Raw genomic sequence first — 24,309 nt, 5'->3', positions numbered from 1 at the left:
ATCTGGCGGGCCCTTTGTTTTGGCGGCCGCGCCGCCACTCAGGCGAGTGCCGACTTGCCCCCGGCTTTGCCGTAGTACGGCTTTTCGCCGGAGGCATGGTCGGTGGCGTCGCGCACCGAGGTCACTTCCGGCACCCGCTCGCGCAGAGTCTTTTCCACGCCCTGCTTCAATGTCACGTCGACCATGCCGCAGCCATGACAGCCGCCGCCGAACTGCAGCAGCACGGCACCGCTGGCATCGATCTCCAGCAGGCTGACCCGGCCGCCGTGCGAAGCCAGTTTCGGATTGATCTCCGCTTCCAGCACATAGCGCACGCGTTCGATCAGGCCCGCTTCCACGCCGGGTACGTCGCCCTTGATCTTCGGCGCGCGGATGTTGAGCTGACCACCGGTGGCGTTCGGCTCGAAGTCGATGCTGGCCTGGTCCAGCCAGCTGGCGCTGTCGCCGTCGATATGGAAGTCGAAGCCGGCGCATTCGATCGTCCACTCCCCACCGGCCAGGTCCGCGGGCTCGCAGAACTCCAGCTCGCAGTTGGCCGCCGGCGTGCCCGGCGAGGTCACCCGCAGGCGGATGCCCAGCCCGTCGATGCCTTGCTGCGAAAGAAGCCGCAGGAAATGCTGCTGCGCGCGTTCCGAGATTTCGATCATGCCTGCTCCAGGGTCGCCAAATCGATGCCGGCGGGCCACACCGGCGAAACAGCACCATTTTAGTCCGGTTTCGCGTCCGGGTGCGTGCTTTGACATTTGCGCAGGCAACTTCGACGCTTCACCCTTCCAGAATCTCAAACCCGATGGAGACCTCCATGAACGCCAACGACCTGGCCAGCCGGCATTGCCAACCACGCAAGGGCAAGGAACATGCGCTGGACGCCGCGCAGGTGGTCGAACTGCTGCAGCAACTGCCGGACTGGCAGCTGCGTGGGGACGGCATGGCCATCGCCAAGGATTTCCGTTTTAGCGACTTCCACCACACATTGGGCTTCATCAACGCGGTGGGCTTCATGGCCAACCAGGAAGACCACCACCCGGATCTCGAGGCCGGCTACGGCCATTGCCAAGTGTTGTGGTCGACCCACGACGTGGGCGGCCTGTCGCTGAACGATTTCATCTGCGCGGCGCGGGTCGATGCCCTGCTGGCGCGCTGATCAGAAGTCGATGCGTGATTTTTCCTGCATCCACACCAGTCTCTTGCCCTTCACCGCCAGCACGTCGAGAAAATCCTTGAGGTCTTGCGGCAGTGGTGCGGAAAAGCTGTAGGCACGCCCGTCCAGGTCGAAACTCATGTGCGAGGCGTGCAGGAACATCCGGTTCAGGCCCATCTCGCGGTAGCGCTTGTTCATCTCGCGATCGCCGTATTTCGGGTCGCCGGCCAGCGGATGGCCGATGTGTGCCGCGTGCACGCGGATCTGGTGGGTGCGGCCGGTACCCAGCGTGGCCTGCATCAGGCGGGCGCTGGGGTATTGCTCCATTTCGCGGAAAAAGGTCAGCGACGGCTTGCCGTTGTCGGCCACCCGCACCATCCGCTCGCCGCCCTGCAGCACGGATTTCAGCAGCGGCGCGTTCACGTCAAATTTCGCCTTGGACGGGTGGCCGAGCATCAGGCACAGGTACTGCTTGGTCACCTCGCCGGCCCGGATCGCCGCCTGCAGACCGGTCAGTCCCGCCCGGGTACGGGCGAACACCAGCACGCCGCTGGTGTCGCGGTCGAGCCGGTGCACCAGTTCCAGGTGCTCCTGCGGGCGAGTGGCGCGCAGCAGTTCGATCGCACCGTGGCTCACCCCGCTGCCGCCATGGCTGGCCACGCCGGCCGGCTTGTCGATCACCAGGAAGTGCTTGTCCTCGAAAATGATCGCGTCGGCCACCGAGGCCACCAAGCCGCTGGCCGGGGCCCGTTCCTCCGGCCGTTCCGCCACCCGCACCGGGGGGATTCGCAGCGTATCGCCGTCGGCGAGACGCGTGTCCGGCTTGGCTCGCTTGCCGTTCACGCGCACCTGGCCAGTGCGCAAAAGCCGGTAAATCATGCTCTTGGGCACGCCCTTGAGCAGCGTCACGAGTGCGTTGTCGATGCGTTGCCCGTCCCGCTCGGGGCCGATCTCGACTTGACGTACACCGTGAGGTGCATCATGGGAAGTTGCCGTCTGCATTGAAAAAAACCTGCTGAAATAGGATACTCGGCGGGCGCTACATTCTGCCCGCCGAAGTCCGGACTGGGCCGAGTGCCCGCCCGTAACGTCGGCGAGGATTGCTCCAGTTGCCTTCGGGCGGCCGGTCGCGACTCCCTTTCATCGTAACGGTTTGGGCCGTCGTTTGTCCGATGCCATTGCGGTGTCGGGGCGGCAGGCGCAGCTGACCGAATCATCCCGACGCCGGAAACGGTGCCGTTTTTTTTGCCGCTTAACCGCAGCGGCGCGATCCCCGGCAGGCCGCCATTGTGGCGCCACCGTGGCACGCGACGCGCGGCCAAGCCGAGGATTACCACCATGAAACGCATGTTGATCAACGCGACTCAGCGTGAAGAGTTGCGCGTGGCCATTGTCGATGGCCAGAACCTCTACGACCTGGACATCGAAATCCCTTCGCGGGAGCAGAAAAAGTCCAATATTTACAAGGGTCGAATCACTCGGGTTGAGGCTTCACTCGAAGCCTGCTTCGTCGAGTACGGCGCCGAACGTCATGGCTTCCTGCCGCTGAAGGAAATCTCCCGCGAGTACTTCACCGCCGGCCTGGATCCGCACAAGGCGAACATCCGCGAGCTGATCAAGGAAGGTCAGGAAGTCGTCGTGCAGGTGGAAAAAGAGGAGCGCGGCAACAAGGGCGCTGCCCTGACCACATTCATCAGCCTGGCCGGCCGCTACATGGTGTTGATGCCGAACAACCCGAAGGCCGGCGGTGTCTCGCGCCGGATCGAGGGCGAGGATCGGCAGGCGCTGAAGGAGGCGCTGGATCACGTCACAGTGCCCGACGATGTCGGCCTGATCGTGCGCACCGCCGGCCTCGGCCGCGATGCCGAAGAGCTGCAGTGGGATCTGGACTACCTGCTGACCCTGTGGAAGTCGATCTCCGAAGCGGCCAGCAAGCAGAAGGCGCCGTTCCTGATCTACCAGGAATCGAAGCTGTTCATCCGTGCCCTGCGCGACTACCTGCGCAGCGACATCGGCGAGATCCTGATCGACGACGAACCGCTGTACAACGACGCCCGCGATTTCATGCAGCAGGTGATGCCCAACGCCCTGCGCAAGCTCAAGCTGTATCGCGACGACACCCCGCTGTTCACCCGCTACCAGATCGAGACGCAGATCGAGAGCGCGTTCGACCGCCAGGTACGCCTGCCGTCGGGCGGTTCGATCGTGATCGACCAGACCGAAGCGCTGACCGCGATCGACGTCAACTCGTCCAAGGCCACCAAGGGCAGCGACATCGAGGAAACGGCGTTCAACACCAATTGCGAGGCCGCGGTGGAAATCGCCCGCCAGGCGCGCATCCGGGATGCCGGCGGCCTGCTGGTGATCGACTTCATCGACATGGACAGCCCCAAGCACCAGCGCGAAGTGGAAGATCGCCTGAAAGACGCGCTGAAACTGGACCGCGCCCGCGTGCAGATCGGCCGCATCTCGCGCTTCGGCCTGCTCGAGATGTCGCGCCAGCGGTTGCGCCCGAGCCTTGGCGAGGCCACTCAGATCACCTGTCCGCGCTGCGAAGGCCACGGCCACATCCGCGGCGTGGAATCGCTGTCGCTGTCCACCCTGCGCCTGATCGAAGAGCATGCGATGAAGGACAACACCGGCCAGGTGCTGGTGCAGGCGCCCACCAGCGTCGCCAACTTCCTGCTCAACGAAAAGCGCGCCAGCGTGGTCGAGATCGAGCTGCGCCACAAGGCGCACGTGGTGATCGTCGCCGACGAGAAGCTGGAAACCCCGCACATCGAGATCCAGCGCATCCGCGAGGCGGAGATGGGCGAGCACAGCAAGCCCAGCTACGAACGCCTCACCGCGGTCGAGGCCAGCGAACTGCCGAAGATGGGCCAGACCCTGGGCAGCGGCGAGCAGCCTGCCGTAAGCGGCATCGTGCCGGCCAGTCCGGCACCGGTGCGCGAAGAAGTCGCCGCACCGGTCGCTGCGGCGGCTCCGCCGGCCGCACGCCGTCAAGCGGCGGCAGCACCCGCCGCCGCAGCGCCAAGCGGCGGCATCATCTCGCGCCTGTTTGGCTGGTTCCGCAGCGCGGAAGCGGCAGCGCCCGCGCCGATACCGAAACGCGTCGACAACGGCGGCGACGGCAGCAGCCGCAGCCGTCGTGACGAGCGTGGCAATCGTCCCGGCGCCAGCTCGGGCGCACCATCCCCGCGCCAGCCGCGGCGCGAGGCCGCCCAGCAAGGCTCGTCGAAGCCCTCTGCCCAGCAGCCGGCCCGCGGCAACCGTCAGCGCGGCAACGAGACCCAGCCGCGCCCGGCACAGCAATCCCAGGCCCAGGCCGCCAGGGCGGATCGCCAGCCCAAACCGGCCGCAGCAACCGAGAACACCCCTGCGCGTGCAGAGCGCAAGCCGAATCCGCCTCAGTCGCCCAAGGTCGAACGCCAGCCGCGCATCACCGTCGACGAGCGCCCCACCGCGGCACCACCGGATGATGCCGCGAAGGAAGCCGAGCCGTTGCTCGCACCGCTGGCCGCCTCGTCGGTGCCCGAATCTGCCGACAGCCCCCTGGATGCCGAAGGCAGCCAGGCGCGCCGCCGCCGCGGTCGTCGTGGTGGCCGCCGGCGTCGACGTCACGACGAAACCGCCGAGAACGGCACGGACATCGACAGCGCCCTGGCGCTTGACGACGAGGATCGCGAGGAAGCCATTGCAGACGCCACTGCAGCGACCCCGGTTTCGCACAGTGGGCCGTCGCCGCGTGAATCGTCGCCCGTGGTCGCCGCAAGCTATGGCGACACCGCACCGGCCATCGTGCCGGCTCGCCCACCGATGCCTGCCCGGCCGATCGAAACGAGCACCACGCCTTCCATCGACGCGGAGATCAGCGCCACGGTGCCTGCCGCCACGGCATTCAACCTGCCAACCCTGCCGCCGATTCCCGACCCGGTGAAATCCGCAGTGGCAACGGCCGCGGCTGACGAACACGATCTTGTCCGGATGACCCCGGCGAGCACGCCTGCGCCAGAACCGCAACCTGCCGCAGTCGCGATGAGCGCCGGGGATAGCCATGCGACGAAGGCGGACCCTCTTCCGATGGCCGTCACCATGGCCGCCGCCACACCGACGACGCTCAGTCGGCCGGCTTCCGACACGGTGTCATCGACGGTCGTGGCATCGTCGAGCACGCAGCCGGCGCTGGCAGCAGTGACTGCGGCAAGCCCGACGGTCGTGATTCCCGGGTCGGCTGCAGCTTCGGCACCGACCGCGCCGTTTGCGCAAGAGGTCGACCCTTCGATGAGCGTGGCGGTACCGGCGGTTGCCACCGACAAGCCTGAATCGGCAACCGATCCCGTGACTTCGCTGCAGCAACCCACGCAAGGCGATTTGCTGGCCCAGCCGAATCACCCGGCAAGGCCGCTGCCGTCGCTCAGCGAGGAAAGCGAACCTGCCTCGCCGCGCTCGCACGACGAGTCCGACGCGCACAAGGGCGACACGAACAGCTGAGTGGTCACGCCACCGTGCAGCACGACGAAAAAAACCGGACCTCACGTCCGGTTTTTTTTACCGCTTCCGATCACCCGGATGCCTGGCCTGTTGCATCAATTGCCGACGTGGTGATTCGGAGTATCGATCAGTCCATGTACGGTCATCAGATGGGCCAGGCTGAGCACGTGGTCCACGTGCAGTTTCTCCATCAGGCGCTGTTTGTAGGTGGACACGGTCTTGGGACTCAGGTTGAGCTGTTCGCCAATGATGGTCAGCGGTTTGCCGCGCACCAGCATCATCGCCACTTCGAGTTCGCGACTGGACAGTACGTCGAACGGCGAGGCGCTGCCGTCGAGGGTGGCCAGCGCCAGCTGCTGGGCGACGGCCGGGGCAAGATAACGCCGGCCACCGGCCACCTGGCGCACGGCAGACACCAGCTCATCGGCGCTGCAACCCTTGGTCAAGTAGCCGAGTGCGCCAGCGTCGAGCAGACGCTTGGGAAAACGTGCGTCATCGACCACCGTCACGATGACGACGTGGGTGGACATTTTCGAGCGGCAGACGCGCTCGGTAAGCTCGATCCCGCTCATGCCGGGCATGTGCACGTCGACCAGGGCGATGTCCGGCGCCAGGCTCCGGATCAGGTGCAGGCCTTCTTCGGCGCTGCCTGCCTCGCCGCCGACACGAATGTCCGGTTGCTGCTGCAAGATCATTCGGAAGCCGGTGCGAACCAGCTCGTGATCGTCCACCAGGACCACATTGATCACTTGACGCCCTCCTTGGTTGGGCTGCATGAAATTAGGCCGCACGGAGCGCCTTTGCAAGCGGTTCGCCAGGTGAAGCGCTCGGCACGGCATACTCGCCGACGGCGGCTGCGTCGGGGAATGTCGACGTCAGGCCACCAGCGTCACGGCGGCATCGCTGCTGCTTCCATCACCATCATCATCGCCAGCGTAATGGGCCAGCACGATTGCGGAACTCGGCCCGGGCATTTCCACGCGGACCCGATGTCCGAGTCGCTCATGTTCATCACGAGCCATCTCGCGGGCAAGCTTGATCGCCACACCCAGTTGCAGGTTGCTGAACAACGTGATCTGGCCGCGACGGACGCACCAGTCACCCGCGACCGCCTGTCTCAGCGAAATCGTCACCATGGACACCCCTGCCCCCTTGCCCCGAGGAAGCTGGCAACGGCATGACCGGCCGGCCATTCGACACCCTCGTGGTCTGGGCGCAATGTGTCATGTCCACCGCGGCGGATATGTCGGCCGACGCCTACGCACGCTGTACGGGAAGCGTGCTGCGGTCGTCGATCCAATACTGGTTTGCGTCGAGCTGCGCATCGTTGGCCTGAATACGTTCACGGCCCGATCCGTCGCAAACAAAAAAACCGCCAACGGCGGTTCTTTTGTTTGCGGCTTCAGTGTGACGCTCAGCGAAGCCTTCTATGTGGTGCCCAAGAGGGGACTCGAACCCCTACGACTTGCGTCGCTACCACCTCAAGGTAGTGCGTCTACCAGTTCCGCCACCTGGGCAGGTGTGTTGCTCAGTGTTTCGCCGGCGGCTCGGTGGCTGCCGGCACCTCGCCCTGACTGCGGGTCGGAGCGGGGGCTGCCGCCGGCTGTGCGGCCGGAACGGCGTTGTTGGTTGTGGCAGGAGCCGCCGACGGCACTTCCGTGCCGGCCGCAGGTTTGGCCGGAGTCGCCTTGCCCACAGCAGGCTTGTCGGCCAGCGCCCCCATCACGCCCAGGTCTTGCGTACTGGCGTGCGGTGCGCCGTTGCCGTGCAGGTAGATGCCCATGCCGAGGCTGAGCAGGAAGAACAGGCCCGCGAGAACGCCGGTGGCACGGGTGAGGAACGTGGACGAGCCACGCGCGCCGAACACCGTGGCCGAAGCGCCGCCGCCGAAGCCCGAACCGGCATCGGCGCCGGCACCGTTCTGCAGCAGGATCAGCACGATCATCGCCGCAGCGATCAGGATGTAGAACACGCTGAAAATGACGAACATAAGGTTTCTATTGAGCCTGTGGCGCCTGGTGCGCCGCGGCGCAGATTCCAAGGAAGTCGGATGCGGCCAGGGAGGCCCCGCCGATCAGCCCTCCATCCACGTCCGCCTGCGCGAACAATTCCGCGGCATTGGCCGCCTTGACGCTACCGCCGTAAAGCAGCCGGGTCAGACGGGCAATCATAACATCTTCTTTTTCCAGTTGGCTACGAATGAAGGCGTGTACCTGCTGCGCCTGCTCCGGGCTGGCGGTGCGGCCGGTGCCGATCGCCCAGACCGGCTCATAGGCAATCACCGCGGTGTCGAAACTGGCCACGCCATTGAGTGCCAGCACCGCCCGCAATTGCCGCGCGATGACCGCCTCGGTCTCGCCGGCTTCGCGCTGGGTCAGGGTTTCCCCCACGCACAGGATTGGCGTCAGGCCACCGGCGCGGGCCGCGGCGAATTTGCGCGCCACCAGTTCGTCGCTCTCGCCATGGTATTGGCGCCGCTCGGAGTGGCCGACCAGCACCCACTGTGCGCCGATGTCCGCCAGCATCGCGGCGGAGACTTCGCCAGTATATGCACCCTGCCCTTCATGCTCGCTCACATCCTGTGCGCCGATGCCGAGGCCGGAGTCGACATGCTGCCGAGCCAGTTCGGCCATGTAGGGAAAGGGAGGGAACACCGCCACGTCGATGCCATCCGGCATGCCGCTGGCAATATCCTCCACCAGCGCCTGGGCCATCGAGCGGCTGCCGTGCATTTTCCAGTTTCCGGCGACGAGTTTCTTGCGCATGGCTGCTTCCGTTGCGGTCAAACCGCAAGCTTACCGATGGCTCCGAAGATGGGCAAACCTGTGCGGCCACTGGCGCCAGCGGGAATCTCCGGTCAAGAATGGTGTGATTCGCCACACGGAACGCCGCATGACGCCTCCCCGCCCGCTCAGTCTGGTCACCGGCGCTTCCTCGGGCATCGGGGCCGCCTTTGCCCGCCAGCTTGCCGCGCTCGGCCACGACCTGGTGCTGACTGCGCGTCGTGTTGACCGGCTGGAAGCCCTCGCTGCCGAACTCCATGAGCGCCATGCTGCCCAGACCACCGTGCTGCCTCACGACCTGGCCGAGCCGACCGCGGCGCAGACGCTGTGCGACGAGCTGGAACGGCGCGGCCGGCAGGTGGACTGGCTGATCAACAACGCCGGCTACGGCGTACCCGGCACCTTCGTCGCCAACGACTGGGCAACCCACGCGGATTTCCTGCAGGTGCTGCTGGCCGCGCCGACCGAACTCGCCTGGCGGCTGCTGCCCGGCATGCGCCAACGCGGCCACGGCCGCATCATCAACGTTGCCTCGCTGGCCGGACACGTCCCTGGCCCGGCCGGGCACACCCTGTACGCCGCCAGCAAGGCCTACCTGATCAAGTTCTCGCAGTCGCTGGCATTGGAAAACCACGCGGCCGGCGTGAACGTCTGTGCGCTGTGCCCGGGCTTCACCTGGTCCGAATTCCACGATGTCACCGGCACCCGCGACAAGATGAACCGGCTGCCCGGCTTCATGTGGCTGAGCGCGGAAGAAGTGGTGCGCCAAGGCATCGCGGCGGTCGAGCGCGGCGACGCCGTGTACATCCCCGGCCGGGTCAACCGCACCCTCAAGACGCTGGTGCAGTTGCTGCCGGACCGGCTGGCCCTGTGGCTTTCGGCACGGGAATCGAAGCGCTATCGAAATACCTGAATCCAGACGACGTCGCCGCTTCCGTTACTGTTGCCCGCATCTTCGCCACCGGCTTTCACCGACATGTCCCTGTTCCCGACCCAGATGCGTCCACTGCCCTACCGCAAGCCCGTCGAGGGGCGCGACTACTGGGTGATCGACGAGGCGCTGCCGAACGCCGACGAGGTGCGCGCACGCTGCCTGGCCAAAATCGACTGGGAAATGGGCTATCCGTACACCGGCGAAGTCTGGCCGGGCATGCGCGCCAGCCCCGCCCTGCTGGATGACGAACTGGCCGCGCTGGAGGCGCAGGTGCGCCGGCTCACGGGTGTGAAGAAACTGTGGGTCGAGCAGACCGAAGCCGGCATCCGGCTCAACCACAACTGCGTGCAGGTGGTCGGCGCGGTCGAGGGGGCGGTCAAGCCGCACACCGATTCATCGAATCTGTGCCGCTACGCCGCCGTGCTGTACCTCAACCCCGACGTGCCCGAACACTGCGGCACCAGCTTCTTCCGCCAGCGCATGCCCGGCGGCCAGCTCGGCGGCAACATCGTGCTGCCGCCGCACCGCAACCTGGCCGAGGCGCTGGGCAACCGCTTCGTGCAGCCGAACGCCTTCGTCGAGGACGTGCGCGTGACGCACCGCTGCAACCGCCTGCTGGTCTACAAAGCCAACCTGATCCACAGCGCCAGCGCGTACTGGGGCCTGGAAGGAGCTGCCAGCAAGCGCATGACCGCGGTGTTCTTCTGGATGGCGTGACTGCCGGCCCGATCTCGCCAGGCCCTCCTGAAACCCGGCTCAGATCAGCTTGATCTCGCGCAGGCGCTGCAGCAGGTACTCGTGCGAGGTGATCGAGCTGTCGTAGCGGCGCGGGTTGTCCGGCGTGACGCATGAATCGAGCGGATCCAGCACCACGTCCGGGTTCGGGTGCAGGAAGAACGGCACCGAGTAGCGCGGCTTGCGCGCGTTCTCGTTCTTCGGGTTGACCACGCGGTGCGTGGTGGACGGGAACACGTGGTTGGACAGCCGCTGCAGCATGTCGCCGATGTTCACCACGATCGCATCGCCCTCGGTGGTGATCGGCAACCACTTGCCTTCGCGGGTGAGCACTTCCAGCCCTTCCGCGCTGGCGCCGACCAGCAGGGTGATGAAGTTGATGTCCTCGTGCGCGCCGGCGCGCACGTTCGGGATGTTCTCTTCCGTGATCGGCGGGTAGTGGATCGGCCGCAGGATCGAGTTGCCGACGTCGGTCTTGTCCTCGAAGAAGTTCTCCGCCTCGCCGAGGTGCAGGGCCAGCGCACGCAGCACGCGGGTGCCGAGCTGGTCCAGCGCCTGGTACAAGCCGTAGCCGTACTGCCTGAACTGCGGAACCTCGGCGGGCCAGAGGTTCGGCGGCATCACGTCGGCGAATTTCGAGTCGCGCGGGATCTCCCGGCCGATGTGCCAGAACTCCTTGAGGTCGGCGTACCGGCTGTCCTTGGCGGTCTCCACCTTGAACGGGGTATAGCCGCGTGCGCCGCCGGCACCGGCGAGGTGGTACTTCATCTTGGTGTCGGTGGGCAGCGCGAAGAAGCGCCGGAACACGTCGTACGAGCCGTCGATCAGCTCGCGCGCAATGCCGTGGCCGCTGATGCAGCAGAAACCGAATTCGCGGTAGGCCGCGCCGATCTCGGCGACGAAGGCGCCGCGGTCGGTGTCGTAACGGCGGATGTCGAGAGTAGGAACATTCTTCATGGCTGTAGTCATCAGGTTGGCGTGCGGTCGATTCATCCGCCACCGCAAGAGGCGGGGCACGTCGGGCCAATCCATGGCGACCCGGTACGGCTACAGGTTCACGAGCGTTCGGCGGCGGATTTTACCGTTCCGGCAAGCTTTTCCGCCAACTGCTGCACTTCCGCCGCATCGGCTCCCTCGATGGTGACGCGCACCAGCGGCTCGGTGCCCGAGGCGCGCAGCACCACCCGGCCGCGACCGTGCAGGACCTGCTCCACTTCGGCCAGTGCCTGCCGCACCTGGTCGCTGGCCAACGCCTCGCGCGCACCGACCGCGCGCACGTTGAGCATCACCTGGGGCATCTTGCGCAGGCCCTGCCGCGCCGCGGCCAGATCCTCTCCCGAACGCACCAGCGCCTCCAACACGGCCAGCGCGGCGATGATGCCGTCGCCGGTGGTGGCCCGGTCCAGGCACAGGATGTGGCCGGAGGTCTCGCCGCCGAGCACGCCGCCGTGCTGCTTCAGCTGCTGCAGCACGTAACGGTCGCCGACATTGGCGCGGATCAGCGGCACGTCGAGCCCGGCCAGCGCCAGCTGCAGGCCGTAGTTGCTCATCAGCGTGCCGACCACCGGCCCATGCAGCTTCCCCTGCGCCTGCCAGCTGCGCGCCAGCAGGTAGAGGATGTCGTCGCCATCGGCGAGCACGCCAAGCCGGTCGACCAGCTGCACGCGGTCGCCGTCGCCGTCGAACGCGATGCCGAGATCGGCACCGTGCGTCAGCACCGCTTGCTGCAGGGCCTGCGGATGGGTCGAGCCGACCTCGCGGTTGATGTTGAAGCCGTCCGGCTTGTCGCCGATGGCAACCACCTCGGCGCCGAGTTCGGCAAATACCTTCGGCGCCACCTGGTAGGTCGCGCCGTGCGCGCAGTCCAGCACCAGCCGCAGCCCGTGCAGGCTGAAATCCTCGGCCACCGTGGACTTGCAGTATTCCGCGTAACGGGCGGCCGCATCGTCGAGCCGGCGTGCCTTGCCGAGTTGTTCGGAGGGCACGGTGACGAACGCGGCATCGACCTCCCGCTCGATCGCCAACTCGACTTCGTCGGACAGCTTCTCGCCGTCGGCGGAGAAGAACTTGATGCCGTTGTCGTGGTGCGGGTTGTGCGAGGCGCTGATCACGATGCCGGTCTGCGCGCGCATCGAGCGGGTCAGATAGGCCACCGCCGGGGTCGGCATCGGACCGAGCAGGTCCACGTCGGCGCCGGCTGCGACCAGGCCCGCCTCCAGCGCGGCCTCGAACATGTAACCGGAGATGCGGGTGTCCTTGCCGATCAGCACGTTCGGCCGCTTGGTGCCCTCGCGCGCCAGCACGCTGCCGACGGCGCGGCCCAGCTTCAGCATGAAGTCCGCGCTGATCGGCCATTGCCCGACCAGGCCGCGGATGCCGTCGGTACCGAAATACTTGCGTTGAGTCATGGGCTGCCTGGAAGCGGTGATGGGGCGAAGGGAAAGAGGAAGGCGCCGCTCAGTCGTCGTCCGGCCAGCGCGGCATGGCCGGCTTGTCAACGCGCCGCGGCACGGCATCGACCGCATGCACCGCCTGCCATACCGCCAACGCATCGACTGTGGTGGCCACGTCGTGCACGCGCACCAGGCGTGCGCCGCGCTGCACAGCGATCAGCGCGGCCGCCGCCGAACCGGCGGCGCGCTCGGCCGGCACCGTCCTGCCGGTCATCTCGCCGATCATCGCCTTGCGCGACAGCCCGATGTACGCGCCGCTGCCGAGGTCGGCAAAACGTTCCAGCGCGCACAGCAGCGCCAGGTTGTGCTGCAGCGTCTTGCCGAAGCCGAAACCCGGGTCGACCATCACCTTGCGCCGGTCGATCCCGGCCAGTTCGCAGGCAAACAGCCGGTCGGTGAGGAAGCGGTGCACCTCGCCCACCACGTCGTCGTAATGCGGCTCGGCCTGCATGCTGCGCGGCTCGCCCTGCATGTGCATCAGGCACACCGGCACGCCCAGCTCGGCCGCCGCCGCCATCGCGCCGTCGCGGCGCAGCGCATACACGTCGTTGATCATGCCGGCGCCGGCGGCCACCGCCGCACGCATCACTTCCGGCTTGGAGGTGTCGATCGCGATCGGCAGCGTGGTGCGCGCCATCAGCTGCTCGATCACCGGCAGCACCCGGCGCAATTCTTCCTCCACCGGCACCTCGGCCGCACCGGGGCGGGTCGACTCGCCGCCGACGTCGATCATGTCGGCGCCCGCCTCCGCCAGCGCCAAACCATGCGCCACGGCCGCGTCCACGCTGTCATGCGTGCCGCCGTCGGAGAACGAATCGGGGGTGACGTTGAGGATGCCGACCACGCGCGCGCGGTCGAGCCGCAACGGACGCCCGGCACAATCCAGCACCGGCGCCAACAGATCGTTCGACATGCTCATGGCCTCGTCAATATGCGGGAACAGCGCGGCGCTCAGGCTTCGAGCCTGCCGCCAAGCTCACCCATGTAGCGGCGATAGTGACGCAGTTCGGCGATGGAATCGCGGATGTCCGACAGCGCGGTATGCGCCGATTCCTTGCCGACGCTCCTGGCAATCTCCGGCGCCCAGCGGCGGGCCAGTTCCTTGAGCGTGGAGACGTCCAGGTTGCGGTAGTGGAAGTAGCGTTCCAGCCGCGGCATCTGCCGATGCAGGAAGCGGCGGTCCTGGCAGATCGAGTTGCCGCACATCGGCGACTTGCCCGGCGGCACCCACGCGCGCAGGAAATCCACGGTGGCCTGCTCGGCCATCGCATGATCGGTTTCCGAGATCAGCACCTGACGCCACAGGCCCGACTTGTGGTGCTGATTGCAGTTCCAGCTGTCCATCGATTCCAGCCGATCGATCTCGTGGCGTATCGCGAACACCGGCCCTTCGGCCAGCACGTTCAGTTCCTTGTCGGTGACAATCGTGGCGATCTCCAGGATCGAGTCGTTGTCGGTGTCGAGGCCGGTCATCTCCAGATCGATCCAGATCAGGTTGTCTTCGTGGGCTTGGCTCATGGGCTCTCCTTGTGCGCCGGAGTTTATCAGCCCCATGCCGTGCCGGTCCGGCTTTCGGCCATGCGATCATGCCCGCATGCAGACCTTCTTCTGGCACGACTACGAGACCTCCGGCGCCGACCCGCGGCGCGACCGCCCGCTGCAGTTCGCCGGGATCCGCACCACGCCGGAGCTGGAAATCGTCGGCGAACCGGTGATGTTCTACGGCAGGTTGTCGCTGGAGATGCCACCGCACCCCGACGCCTGCCTGATCACCGGCATCACCCCGCAGCAGGCCGAGCGTGAAGGGCTCGGCGAGGCCGAATTCGCCGCCCGCGTGCACGAACAGCTGGCGGCGCCGGGCACCTGCGGCGTCGGCTACAACTCGCTGCGCTTCGACGACGAGTTCACCCGGCAGATGCTGTACCGCAACTTCTACGAGCCGTACGGCCGCGAGTGGGAGAACGGTAACTCGCGCTGGGACCTGATCGACCTGGTGCGCATGTGCCAGGCGCTGCGGCCCGAGGGCATCGTCTGGCCGCTCCGCGAGGACGGCTCGCCCAGTTTCAAGCTGGAACACCTGGCCAGCGCGAACCGGCTCACCCAGGAACGCGCCCACGACGCGCTGTCGGACGTCCACGCGCTGATCGAGCTGGCCCGGCTGATCCGCGTGCGCCAGCCACGGCTATGGGACTGGTACTACGGCCTGCGCCGCAAGCAGAAGGTGTTCGAGCTGCTCGACGTGGTGAACATGACGCCGCTGGTGCACGTGTCCTCGCGCTACCCGGCCAGCCGCCATTGCCTGGCCGTGATCGCGCCGCTGGCAGCGCACCCCAGCCGCGCCGGCGAGGTGATCGTGTACGACCTGGCCACCGATCCGGCCACATGGCTGGCGCTGGACGAGGACGAGATCGCCGACCGCATCTTCACCGCGCGCACCGACCTGCCCGAGGGCATCGAGCGCATCCCGTTGCGCACCGTGCGCGCGAACCATGCGCCGGCGCTGGCGCCCCTGTCGGTACTGCAGGGCGTGGACCTGGATCGCCTGCAACTGGACCTGGCCCGCTGCCAGGCCCATCGCGACGTGCTGCATGCCGTCGACGGACTCGCCGAGAAACTGCGCCGCGTCTTCCAGCGCGCCGCCGAACTGCCGCCACCGGAGGACCCCGAACTGGCCCTGTACGGCGGCGGCTTCCTGCCTGACGCGGACAAGCGCCTGCTGGCCCAGGTACGCGCCACCCCGCCGCAGGAACTGGGCGCGCGCGCGTTCCCGTTCCGCGATCCGCGCTATCCGGAGCTGCTGTTCCGCTACCGCGCCCGCAACTGGCCCGAGACGCTGGATGCCGACGAACACGCGCGCTGGGAAGATTTCCGCCGCGCACGCCTGACCCGCCACACGCCGCTGACCGGGCTCACCCTCGACGACTACTTCGCCCGCCTCGGCGAACTGCGCCGCGATCCCGCGGTGCAGGACAAACTGCCCCTGCTCGACCAGTTGCAGGCCTGGGGCGAACAGCTCGCCGCCAGCGTCAAACCTCTCTGATCCCCCACCCGATCCGCCCTCCAGACCCGCCATGCCCCAGAGCTACTTCACCCCGGCCACCTTCCGCTTCCTGCGCGCCGTCGAACGCAACAACAACCGCGAATGGTTCCACGCGCACAAGGACGATTACGAGCGCCACGTGCGCGAGCCGTTCCTGCGCCTGATCGCCGACCTGCAGGCGCCGCTGGCGCAGATCAGTACGCACTACCGCGCCGACCCGCGCAAGAACGGCGGCTCGCTGTACCGCATCTACCGCGACACGCGCTACTCCAACAACAAGCTGCCGTACAAGTCGTGGCAGGGTTCGCGCTTCTTCCACCAGCGCCGGCACGAGATCCAGGCGCCGGGTTTCTACCTGCACATCGAGCCCGGCGAGTGCTTCGCCGGCGGCGGCATGTGGCACCCCGAACCCGATGCGCTGAAGCACATCCGCGAGTTCCTGGTCGACAACCCCGCCGCGTGGAAGCGCGCCACCCGGGGCAAGGCGTTCCGCGAACACCTGCAGCTGGGTGGCGAATCGCTGGTGCGTCCGCCGCGCGGCTACGACCCCGCGCACGAGTTGATCGCGGACCTCAAGCGCAAGGACTTCATCGCCACCACCGCGCTCAGCGAGGCGCTGGCCTGCTCGGACGAACTGCTGCCGTGGACGGTCGCCACGTTCAAGCAGGTCGCGCCACTGGTCGACTACCTGTGCGCGGCGCAGGAACTGGAGTTCTAGGCAGGAACCGCCGCGCGCCGTGCGGACAACAGCCAGACCGCCACGGCGATACCGATCACGGCGGTGAACGCCACGTAGTGCGCCGGTGCGAGCACGCCGAACCGCCTCATCAGCAGGCCGATCAGCGGTGGCGTCAATCCGCCGAACAACGCATAGGCGACGTTGTACGAGAACGACAGGCCGGAAAAACGCACCGCCGGCGGAAACGCCACCACCATCAGCGCCGGCACCACGCCGACCACGCCCACGGCAAACCCCGCCAGCGCGTACAGCGCGACGAAATGCGCGGCACCGGCCTGCAGGTCGAAATACAACGCGTAGCCGCACACCAGCAAGCCGATCGCGCCGGCCAGCAGCGCCCGCGCGTAGCCGAGGCGGTCGGCCAGCCAGCCGTAGAAGAGACAGCCCAGCGCCAGCGCGAACGAGGCCACGCTGTTGCCGAGGAACGCGCGCGTCGGCACGACATGGAACGCCGACTGCACCAGCGTCGGCGTCATCAGGATCAGCACCACGATCGCGGCGGTGAGCATCCAGGTCACCAGCATCGACAGCAGCACGCCGGGCAGATGCCGTTCGAACACCCGCCGCAGCGGCAGCCCCGAGGCCAGCTCCTTGCGTGCATGCATCGCCTCGAACACCGGCGTCTCGCTGAGCCAGCGGCGCAGCCACACCGCGAAGAAGCCGAATACGCCGCCGGCCAGGAACGGCAGCCGCCAGCCGTGGTCGAGCACCTCGGCCGGAGTCATCCGGCTGTTGATGGCCGCGGCCACCAGCGAACCGATCAGGATGCCCACGGTGAGGCCCGAGGTAAGACTGGCGCAGGCAAAACCGATCCGCTTCGGCGGCACGTGCTCGGCCACGAACACCCACGCGCCCGGTACTTCACCGCCCACCGCGAGGCCCTGCACCACCCGCAGCAACAGCAACAGCAGCGGCGCCAGCATGCCGACCTGCGCGTACACCGGCAGCAGGCCGATACCCAGCGTCGGCAGCGCCATCAGGAACACGCTGAGCGTGAACATCCGCTTGCGCCCGCGCTTGTCGCCGTAGTGCGCCATCACGATGCCGCCCAGCGGCCGCGCCAGGTAGCCCGCCGCAAAAATGCCGAACACGGGGTTTGGGGAGCAATGGAACGGAAAACCGGGATAAGAACGAAAAGTCGTTACGGATCATAGTATTTCGTATTGACCATGTTCTCATTTTTGCTTGGATTGACGGCGTTTGTGGCCCACAGTCAACTGACTCTCTGCGGCCACTGCGCGGGCTTCCGCTGATTGAAGCGCCAAAGTCAGGCCACTGACCTGTCCTCGCGTGGCAGCCAGCTCCAAGGCGAGCTGGTCACGCTCGCCGGTGACGCTGGTCATCGCCGCCAAGCGCGCTTCGCCATCGGCCAATTCTCGACGAATGCGCGCCATGTTCAATCGCAATTCCGTGAGGCTGGTCTGCTGGTCTTCGCTACGTTGCCGCAGCTTGGCCAATTGCTGCTCTGCCTGCCGCTGTCCTTCCCGTGCTGCATCGGTTTCTTGCAGCATGCGGGCTTGAGCGGCCTCCACGCGCGCGTTGGCTTTGTCCCGTTCCACCTGAAAGGTAGCATCGCGGGCTGCAACGGTCGCTTGGAATTCGGTGGTCAATCGGTCGTGGGCCTGCCGTGCGGCCTCTAGTTGCTGAGCCATGTCGGTACGAACGGCCGCCACCTCGTGCTGCAACGATTGAACCTGGCCAAGGGCATCGCGCTTGGCCTCGGTTTCCCGGGTGAGCTGCTGCTGCACCTCGATGCCTTGCTCGCGTAGTTGACTGACCTCGTGCTGCAGCTGATGAACCGTGGCCTGTGCCGCATCCCGTTCGACAGCAACGTCATCGTACGCACGCTTCTGTGCGTCCAGATCAGGGGTCCAGCCGAGATACGTGTAAAAATGGGACACTTGTTCTGAAAAGGAATGCTCTTTCAGAAGCTTGGCTAGAAATTTAGCTTGAGAGCTCAGCGTTCGCCCGGCTGAACGGACTGCGGCTATTCCAGCATGAGTTCCACCACAAAGGGATCGGGAACAGCTTCGATATCGATCAGATAGTCACCGAAGCGCTTAATGTGACCGGTCATATACGGACTCATGATGGCGACGTCCTCTCGCTTCGGCTTCAGTCCCTCGGTCGCCAGTTCACGAAGAATGCGTGTGAGGTCCACCGCATTGCTGAAAATGATCGCGTTGGTGACCAGATCGTTGTACTTGACTGTCTTCTCCTGCTCTTCGGGATCGTTGTCGGCGATCACCCCTTCCCCGCCGAAGAAGTTCCACTTGGCGAAGCCATTGTAGGCTTCGACCTTGTTGGTTGAGGCCGTGATTTTCTCGCGCAAGTCCAAGTCGGAGATGTAGCGCAACAGGAAGTTGGTGCGTACCACACGACCCAACTCGCGGAATGCCTGATAGAGCCGATTCTTGCGGCTGTTGTTGCCCAGTTTGCGCAACAGTGTCACGGATGAAATCTTGCCGGCGGTGATCGACAGCACCACCCGCATCAAATCCTTCCAGTGGGTTTCGATGAGCGCCCAGTCGATGGTGTCTTTGAACAGCGAGTCGATGTGTTCGTAGCGCGTCTCGGCGGAAGGGCGAAAGAACTTCAGATCCTGCCAATTGCGGATACGTGGCATCAGCTTTATGCCAAGCAGGTGCGACAGTGCAAAGACCGGCGCCGACTGTCCCTGGGTATCGGCATGCACCGTGTCGGGCTGAATATCGGACTTGTTCTTCAACAAGCCTTCGATGATGTAAATCGCCTCCCACACGCCGGACGGGATGAAGTGGGAGAACAGCGCGACATAGGTATCGGAGACATGGTGGTAGGCGATGCCGCCGTAGCCGCCATAACGGATGTGGTACTCGGCCATCAGATTCTGATCGCGCATGTCGTACTTCGTGCCGTCGGCGGCGGCACTCTTCCCGTCTCCCCACACCTTAGGCAGGTGCAGGGTGTTGTAGGCGTTGATGATGTCCTTGATCGCCAGGTCCAATTTCTTGCCGTTGATATGCCTGCGATTGACGAAAGAGAGCATGTGCGGTGTCACCGCGCCCCGGAAATGCCGTGCCGCCTGCACGGGCCCCAGATTGCTGCCATAGGTGAACGTGGTCAGGACGTAGCGTTCGGTGGCGCGTTCGAGCTTGGGATCGGAGCCGGAGAGCGGACCAAAATGTCGAGGGAAATTCACCCAATGGGCGACGTTGCACAGGATGTCGAGAATGTTGCGCTCGGGCATACGTTGAAGAATGGCGGTCTCCAGCGCCTTGGCCGATTCGGTGGGCTCCTTGGCGACAACGCGCTTGAGAACGGGAACCCCACGGTCATCGATCACGATCTGATTGTTGTCCGGATACGCGGCATCGATCTCTTCCGCCGTGCGGGTGAGTTCCTCCCGTAGTTGCGCAACAAACAGCGCGGCATCGGCGGGCAAGCCCAACTGGCCGCAGTAATCGGCCAGTCGGCTTTCGCATTCGTCCCAGGTCAAAAGCTGGCCACGATAGTCGGCATATTCCTCGGAGCCGCCGATTGCCATGTCGCCGGTCTTCAGCTCGTTGGCCAGGCAGGAAAAGACGCACACCTCAAGGTGCCGGCGGTGCAGACGAACGGTGCCGTCCTCGGCCCGATGGGACACGACACGCCGCCATCGCTCGTTGGCAAACGCCAGATCAACGGGCTCGTCGATCCAGTCACCGCGACGGGATTCGTGTTCCAGCACCAGCGCCAGGGCCTCCACCAGCGAACGATCTTCGCTGGTCGTGGATAGCTCAAGAAGCCGGACCATGCGATAGATCGTAGGCCGGTGGCTCTTGAAGAACTTCCATAGCAACGGGTAGTAGTTGTCGCCACTGTACGCATTGATCGCAGCGCAATCTTCCTGCAGCACCTCGATACCGCCTCGCTTGCTCAAGAGCTGCCGGATTTCACGCCCCGCCTCGGTGTCGCTCGGGTGCGTATCCAGCACCTGGATGACGTCGGTGAGAGTGGCAACGATGGTCTCGGTCTTCTCGCGATGGCGGACACGCAGCCGGTCCAACTCCTCCTTGCCACGACGATGCAGATTGTTCATCCGCTTGATGTACATCGCGGCCAAGTCGTCTCGGGCCTGAATGCGGGCCCGGTGAATGAGGCTGAGCAGCAGCAGGTGCCGTTTGGGCGGACCGAAATCCCGCAGTTCGGCGGCATCCAACGCTTTCGCTTCCGCCGCAAAATGCTTGATTTTGGTCTCGGGTACGCCGGCCAGGAGGTGGGCTTCACCGACCAGATTCGAGAGCCTGGCAATATGCTCGATCAGTCGCTGGAAATGTTGCAGCGAAGAGCGCTTGGGCAATTGCTTGATCAGCTGAAGCGGACTCTGGCGACGGCCGGACTCGACATCGAGCAACGCGTCCAGCTGGCTGATGTCGGACGGCGACAGGCGTTGTTGGACCAGGTTGAACAGTCGCTGGTTGACCAAGGCACGGATTCGCCGTGCCATCCGATCCAGCGTACTGAAGGCCGGCAGCTCGATCTTGTCTTTGATGAGCTGCTCGATCGATGCGTTGATCAGATCCGCCGGATGATCCATCACCTGGGCGGCCGTTCCCATGGCGCGGGCGGCGACGTGCATGCCGCGGTCGCGGAAGGCTGTCACGCCCAACCATCGGCGGATGGCAGCGTGGTACCGATAGAGCGTGCGTGGTTCAAGAACGGCCGGGCGTGCATGGCCGCTCAGACGCAAGGCATCGCGAACGCATCGCATGATCGCCAGAGGCACGTCATCCACGACGGGGAAGTAGCCCAGCCGCTGAAACCCCTTCAACAGGAGCAAGAAGCTCAGACGGCGGGCGGGCTCTCGAACTTGTCTGGTGGCCAGCGAGAGTTCGTCATCGGTGGGGGTATAGATCTGTTCGAGTTCATCGGTCGAAGGATGACGTTTGAAGCGCGGGTATGCAGTCCGTTCGATCGATGCCATGGTGACCTAGCCGATAGCGGCGCTCAGGCGCCGGTTCCATCACACTTTCAGGTAGTCGTCGCATTCCACAATAAGTTGCTGGATGCTCGGCTGATCCGCGTCGGGCCGTGACAGCAAAATGGCACGTAGATCACCGATCTGTTCATTGTTCGGGATCAGCTCCGAGGGGCTTTCCCACATCCAGTCGATCACGATCGGAGCCAATGCCGCCGCCTCAAGCGTGGCCACTTCGCGCCGGGTGGGCACATACATGCCGGCCCGGATGACCGGGTTATCCCGTCCATGGCTATCTAATGCTGCCTCGAATGCAGTGGCGGGCATACCAAAACGGTCATCGTCTGATCGAGGCATGGGTGTTTCTCCGGTGCTCGGGAACTTGAGAACTTTTCACAGGCTCAGATGATCTTCAGTGCGGTTGCGCTGCTCTGCCGGCTAGGCGCGCGGTTGAGTCGAGCGCATGGCGGGGTTGCGCTCATTCCGTGCCCCCGTGCGTCGCCAATAAGGATCGCCAGGCGGTGCGTGTTAGATGCCATCGTGCCCCACCTGCAAGGTAGCTCCATCGGTTAATCCGCGCTCGATGCGAGCTTGCGCAAACGGGTCGTTTCCGTCGAGGTAGCGCATGGCCGAGTGCACGTCTTTCCAGCCGACGTATTCCATTAACGCTTTCACATCCCAGCCGTTGGTGTTGGCCCAGCCGGCAAAGCCCCGGCGCAGCGAGTGACCGCTGTAGAGATCCGGGGTGGACAGGCCGGCCAGAGTGAACAAGCGGCGCATTAGGGGAATGATGCTATTGACGTGCAGCGGGCGCTCCGGCACGTGACCCCAACGATCGACCTGGCGAAATAACGGTCCGTGGGTAAGCTGCGCGGCAGCGATCCAGTCCATCGTGGCCGTGACCGGGCACCAGCACGACAGCGCCGGAACGCGAAACGTGGTGCCCTCGTGCTGACGATCGCCCTTCGTGCGAGGCAGAAAGCAGGTCATGCCCTGACCTGGCACAAGCTGCAGATGCTCCACCTGCAGGCGGATCAGCTCGTCGCCGCGGAAGCCACGCCAGAAGCCGAGCAGAATCAGGGCGCGATCGCGACGGTACCGAAGAGCTGCGGCACCGTCGTTCCGTCCAAGCGCACCTTCGATGACCAGGTCAAGCCAATCGACAACCGTGGCTAGTTGGGTCAGTTGCAGAGGCTCGGCCCGCTTTTCCATCGCTGGATGCAGGGCCTGGATTCCCTTGAGCACCTGTTTGACGACGGGTGCACCCGTCGGATCGACAAAGCCCTGCGCGGTGTGCCATTGCGCAAGTGCAGCGAGGCGCTGTTTGAGCGTATTGGTCGACAGCGTGCCAGCATAGGCGGCCAGATAGCGCGCCACGCTGTCGGCCGTGGCCGGCAAGTGGCCACCCCAGGTAACTTCGAAATGACGCACCCCCGACGCATAGCTGCGCCGGGTATTGGCGCGCGTGGCGGCGGCGAGGTACCGATCGATCGACGGCGGCGGCGAATCGTTCATCTCAACGGCTGTGCAACGAGGCAATCAGGGGACAGGCAATCGTGCCGCGACGCGAATCGCACTGAGCCACCAGTCGGGACAGGACCGTCTCCATGCGCTTGAGGTCTTTCAGGCGCGCGCGCACGTCGACCAGATGCCGCGAGGCGAATTCCGCCGCCTCGCTGCAATGGGTGCCATCCTCCAAGGTGAGCAGTTGTGCGATTTCGTCGAGGCTGAAACCCAGCCGTTGCGCGGATTTGATGAATTTCACCCGAGCGACATCCACACCACCATAGCGCCGGATGCTGCCATACGGTTTATCCGGTTCCGGGAGCAGACCCTTGCGTTGGTAGAACCGGATGGTTTCCAAGTTGACCCCGGCGCTTTTGGCGAACGCGCCGATGGTCAATGACTCTGCACTATGTTCCATACCGGTTGACTCCGTATATGACTACGGAAGTAGCTTACGCCCGGTTCATCCCTTTGGAGAAGTCCATGTCCGTGTCCGTTGGCATCTACTCGGTGCCGCTCGTGTGCGAGGCGGTGCCGCAGATCGGTTGCGGGTGCCTTGCCAAACCCGTATTGGCACGCCTGGACGTTCACCCTGATATTGCTGAAGCCTGGCTGCACCATCGCGGTGACGTGATCGCGATCGAATGGTTGCGTGAGCTTGAGGTCGACCAGCAGATCGGCCTCTTGCGTGCGGCCCTCGGCGGTGACAGCCATGTTGCTTTGGTAGCTGCTGCGTCGTCGTTGGCGTTGCTTGCTACTTTTCCGAACCCTTCGTCCTGGTACCAGCACGAGACGGTCGATCAGCTCAGTCAGCAGGAGGCACACACCATCGCCGCTCGTCTCGTCCAACGGCTGTCACGCGCGCGCATTGCGTTGCCCGATGGGGCCGCGCTGCAATGCGATCTCGCGTGTGCGCTGCAAGAGGTTCTTGTGGCGGACGAAGCCATGCCCATCGAAGCCCGGCTTGCACGGCTACTCGGGGTGGCGCGAAACACATTCCAGCGGTATCTCGGATCACAGGCATTGTCGCAGCTGGATGCGTGGTTGACGCCCGCAACGCTCCTACCCGAGGACGCGGGTTGACGTGCCGAATTCGCACCGTGGATCGTGGATACGACTCCGTGCCTCAGGCTAATGCAGGGGGCGACGTCTGCGATCCGCTGCGTCTCAGGCTACGACAGGACGGCCCCGCCACGCGAGCTGGATCATGAATGACGTTTGCGTGTGCAACAGCGTGACCGAGGAGGACATCCGCCACGCGGTGGTGGCGGGGGTGCGCAGTTTCGAAGAATTGCAATGGCTCACCGGTTGCTCGGGTGGCTGCGGAGGCTGCGAACAGGAAGCACGCCAGCTGCTAAACGACATCATCACGGAAATCGCATGCGCACATCCGACCTTCCATCTCAGGCCGGGTCAAGACGGACAGTAGGCGTCGGCCAAGGCTTCCGTGGGTCTTGGAACCCATGCTTGATGTCGTACCAAAGTACGGCAGTAGGCTCTGTGACATTGGCGGGCAATGACCGGTCGCGCGATTCGAAGATGAGGAGG

General features: G+C 65.2%; 23 protein-coding genes, 1 tRNA gene and 1 pseudogene. 8 read left to right on the top strand and 17 right to left on the bottom strand.

Annotated elements, in window-relative coordinates:
• Positions 1 to 38 precede the first annotated feature (38 nt).
• On the bottom strand, positions 39 to 647 hold the full coding sequence (locus RHOOR92_RS0102640) for an NfuA family Fe-S biogenesis protein (RefSeq protein WP_007508219.1): 609 nt from the start codon (positions 645 to 647) through the stop codon (positions 39 to 41).
• Between the two features lie 155 nt (positions 648 to 802).
• Between RHOOR92_RS0102640 and RHOOR92_RS0102635 the strand changes: the two genes are divergently transcribed.
• Complete coding sequence (locus RHOOR92_RS0102635) at positions 803 to 1,144, top strand: 4a-hydroxytetrahydrobiopterin dehydratase (protein WP_007508217.1); 342 nt, start codon at positions 803 to 805, stop codon at positions 1,142 to 1,144.
• Here RHOOR92_RS0102635 and RHOOR92_RS0102630 read toward each other — a convergent pair whose 3' ends face one another.
• Positions 1,145 to 2,143 carry an RluA family pseudouridine synthase gene (locus RHOOR92_RS0102630; RefSeq protein WP_015447697.1) on the bottom strand — a complete coding sequence of 333 codons (999 nt, stop codon included), beginning with the start codon at positions 2,141 to 2,143 and terminating at the stop codon, positions 1,145 to 1,147. It lies immediately after the preceding gene.
• A 336-nt stretch (positions 2,144 to 2,479) separates the two neighbouring features.
• Between RHOOR92_RS0102630 and RHOOR92_RS0102625 the strand changes: the two genes are divergently transcribed.
• Positions 2,480 to 5,632 (top strand): Rne/Rng family ribonuclease, encoded by a 3,153-nt coding sequence (locus tag RHOOR92_RS0102625; RefSeq protein WP_027489522.1) that lies wholly within the window; start codon positions 2,480 to 2,482, stop codon positions 5,630 to 5,632.
• A 95-nt stretch (positions 5,633 to 5,727) separates the two neighbouring features.
• Here RHOOR92_RS0102625 and RHOOR92_RS0102620 read toward each other — a convergent pair whose 3' ends face one another.
• From RHOOR92_RS0102620 to tpiA, 5 genes are all read right to left on the bottom strand, one after another.
• Positions 5,728 to 6,381 (bottom strand): response regulator, encoded by a 654-nt coding sequence (locus tag RHOOR92_RS0102620; protein WP_007508208.1) that lies wholly within the window; start codon positions 6,379 to 6,381, stop codon positions 5,728 to 5,730.
• A gap of 126 nt (positions 6,382 to 6,507) precedes the next feature.
• Positions 6,508 to 6,768: a hypothetical protein gene (locus RHOOR92_RS0102615; protein ID WP_027489521.1), complete on the bottom strand. Its 261-nt coding sequence runs from the start codon at positions 6,766 to 6,768 to the stop codon at positions 6,508 to 6,510.
• Between the two features lie 296 nt (positions 6,769 to 7,064).
• A tRNA-Leu gene (locus tag RHOOR92_RS0102605) sits at positions 7,065 to 7,149 on the bottom strand.
• An 11-nt stretch (positions 7,150 to 7,160) separates the two neighbouring features.
• On the bottom strand, positions 7,161 to 7,622 hold the full coding sequence (gene secG / locus RHOOR92_RS0102600; RefSeq protein WP_027489520.1) for a preprotein translocase subunit SecG: 462 nt from the start codon (positions 7,620 to 7,622) through the stop codon (positions 7,161 to 7,163).
• Between the two features lie 7 nt (positions 7,623 to 7,629).
• Positions 7,630 to 8,397, bottom strand: a complete 768-nt coding sequence (gene tpiA, locus RHOOR92_RS0102595; protein ID WP_027489519.1) for a triose-phosphate isomerase — start codon at positions 8,395 to 8,397, stop codon at positions 7,630 to 7,632.
• Positions 8,398 to 8,524: 127 nt separating this feature from the next.
• On the opposite strand from tpiA, the gene RHOOR92_RS0102590 reads away from it, so the two are divergent.
• Both RHOOR92_RS0102590 and RHOOR92_RS0102585 read left to right on the top strand, forming a co-directional pair.
• On the top strand, positions 8,525 to 9,328 hold the full coding sequence (locus RHOOR92_RS0102590) for an SDR family oxidoreductase (protein ID WP_027489518.1): 804 nt from the start codon (positions 8,525 to 8,527) through the stop codon (positions 9,326 to 9,328).
• Positions 9,329 to 9,391: 63 nt separating this feature from the next.
• Complete coding sequence (locus RHOOR92_RS0102585) at positions 9,392 to 10,066, top strand: DUF6445 family protein (RefSeq protein ID WP_027489517.1); 675 nt, start codon at positions 9,392 to 9,394, stop codon at positions 10,064 to 10,066.
• A gap of 39 nt (positions 10,067 to 10,105) precedes the next feature.
• Here RHOOR92_RS0102585 and RHOOR92_RS0102580 read toward each other — a convergent pair whose 3' ends face one another.
• From RHOOR92_RS0102580 to orn, 4 genes are all read right to left on the bottom strand, one after another.
• Positions 10,106 to 11,041, bottom strand: a complete 936-nt coding sequence (locus tag RHOOR92_RS0102580) for a 2-oxoglutarate and iron-dependent oxygenase domain-containing protein (RefSeq protein ID WP_027489516.1) — start codon at positions 11,039 to 11,041, stop codon at positions 10,106 to 10,108.
• Between the two features lie 98 nt (positions 11,042 to 11,139).
• Positions 11,140 to 12,492: a phosphoglucosamine mutase gene (gene glmM / locus RHOOR92_RS0102575; RefSeq protein WP_027489515.1), complete on the bottom strand. Its 1,353-nt coding sequence runs from the start codon at positions 12,490 to 12,492 to the stop codon at positions 11,140 to 11,142.
• Between the two features lie 49 nt (positions 12,493 to 12,541).
• The gene (gene folP, locus RHOOR92_RS0102570; RefSeq protein ID WP_037114712.1) at positions 12,542 to 13,456 is read right to left on the bottom strand and encodes a dihydropteroate synthase; all 915 of its coding nucleotides are present in this window, start codon (positions 13,454 to 13,456) and stop codon (positions 12,542 to 12,544) included.
• Positions 13,457 to 13,488: 32 nt separating this feature from the next.
• On the bottom strand, positions 13,489 to 14,055 hold the full coding sequence (orn, locus tag RHOOR92_RS0102565; RefSeq protein ID WP_007508188.1) for an oligoribonuclease: 567 nt from the start codon (positions 14,053 to 14,055) through the stop codon (positions 13,489 to 13,491).
• Between the two features lie 76 nt (positions 14,056 to 14,131).
• Here orn and sbcB point away from each other — a divergent pair, with 76 nt between their 5' ends.
• Positions 14,132 to 15,577, top strand: a complete 1,446-nt coding sequence (gene sbcB, locus RHOOR92_RS0102560) for an exodeoxyribonuclease I (RefSeq protein ID WP_027489513.1) — start codon at positions 14,132 to 14,134, stop codon at positions 15,575 to 15,577.
• Positions 15,578 to 15,608: 31 nt separating this feature from the next.
• On the top strand, positions 15,609 to 16,295 hold the full coding sequence (locus RHOOR92_RS0102555; protein ID WP_027489512.1) for a DUF2461 domain-containing protein: 687 nt from the start codon (positions 15,609 to 15,611) through the stop codon (positions 16,293 to 16,295).
• Here RHOOR92_RS0102555 and RHOOR92_RS18470 read toward each other — a convergent pair.
• The 6 genes and pseudogenes from RHOOR92_RS18470 to merR all read right to left on the bottom strand — a co-directional run bounded on the left by RHOOR92_RS18470 (position 16,292) and on the right by merR (position 23,179).
• Positions 16,292 to 17,407, bottom strand: a complete 1,116-nt coding sequence (locus RHOOR92_RS18470) for an MFS transporter (RefSeq protein WP_255326660.1) — start codon at positions 17,405 to 17,407, stop codon at positions 16,292 to 16,294. The genes RHOOR92_RS0102555 and RHOOR92_RS18470 overlap by 4 nt on opposite strands.
• Positions 17,408 to 17,491: 84 nt before the next feature.
• A complete protein-coding gene (locus tag RHOOR92_RS18465) occupies positions 17,492 to 18,217 on the bottom strand; it encodes an integrase (RefSeq protein ID WP_231378300.1) in 726 nt (241 codons plus the stop codon).
• An 86-nt stretch (positions 18,218 to 18,303) separates the two neighbouring features.
• Positions 18,304 to 21,261, bottom strand: coding sequence for a Tn3 family transposase (locus tag RHOOR92_RS0102540; protein ID WP_027489511.1), 2,958 nt, complete (start codon positions 21,259 to 21,261; stop codon positions 18,304 to 18,306).
• Between the two features lie 39 nt (positions 21,262 to 21,300).
• The gene (locus RHOOR92_RS0102535) at positions 21,301 to 21,612 is read right to left on the bottom strand and encodes a hypothetical protein (protein WP_037114708.1); all 312 of its coding nucleotides are present in this window, start codon (positions 21,610 to 21,612) and stop codon (positions 21,301 to 21,303) included.
• Between the two features lie 222 nt (positions 21,613 to 21,834).
• Positions 21,835 to 22,770 (bottom strand): annotated as a pseudogene (locus tag RHOOR92_RS0102530) (site-specific integrase); the annotation flags it as partial.
• A 1-nt stretch (position 22,771) separates the two neighbouring features.
• Complete coding sequence (gene merR, locus RHOOR92_RS0102525; RefSeq protein ID WP_027489508.1) at positions 22,772 to 23,179, bottom strand: Hg(II)-responsive transcriptional regulator; 408 nt, start codon at positions 23,177 to 23,179, stop codon at positions 22,772 to 22,774.
• A 65-nt stretch (positions 23,180 to 23,244) separates the two neighbouring features.
• Between merR and RHOOR92_RS0102520 the strand changes: the two genes are divergently transcribed.
• Positions 23,245 to 23,844 (top strand): hypothetical protein, encoded by a 600-nt coding sequence (locus tag RHOOR92_RS0102520; RefSeq protein WP_231378299.1) that lies wholly within the window; start codon positions 23,245 to 23,247, stop codon positions 23,842 to 23,844.
• A gap of 124 nt (positions 23,845 to 23,968) precedes the next feature.
• Positions 23,969 to 24,190, top strand: a complete 222-nt coding sequence (locus RHOOR92_RS18460; protein WP_037114706.1) for a (2Fe-2S)-binding protein — start codon at positions 23,969 to 23,971, stop codon at positions 24,188 to 24,190.
• The last annotated feature ends 119 nt before the right edge of the window (positions 24,191 to 24,309 follow it).

The sequence above is a fragment of the Rhodanobacter sp. OR92 genome, from assembly GCF_000427545.1.
Taxonomy (GTDB): Bacteria; Pseudomonadota; Gammaproteobacteria; order Xanthomonadales; family Rhodanobacteraceae; genus Rhodanobacter; species Rhodanobacter denitrificans.
This window is presented reverse-complemented; position numbering and strand designations above follow the sequence as displayed.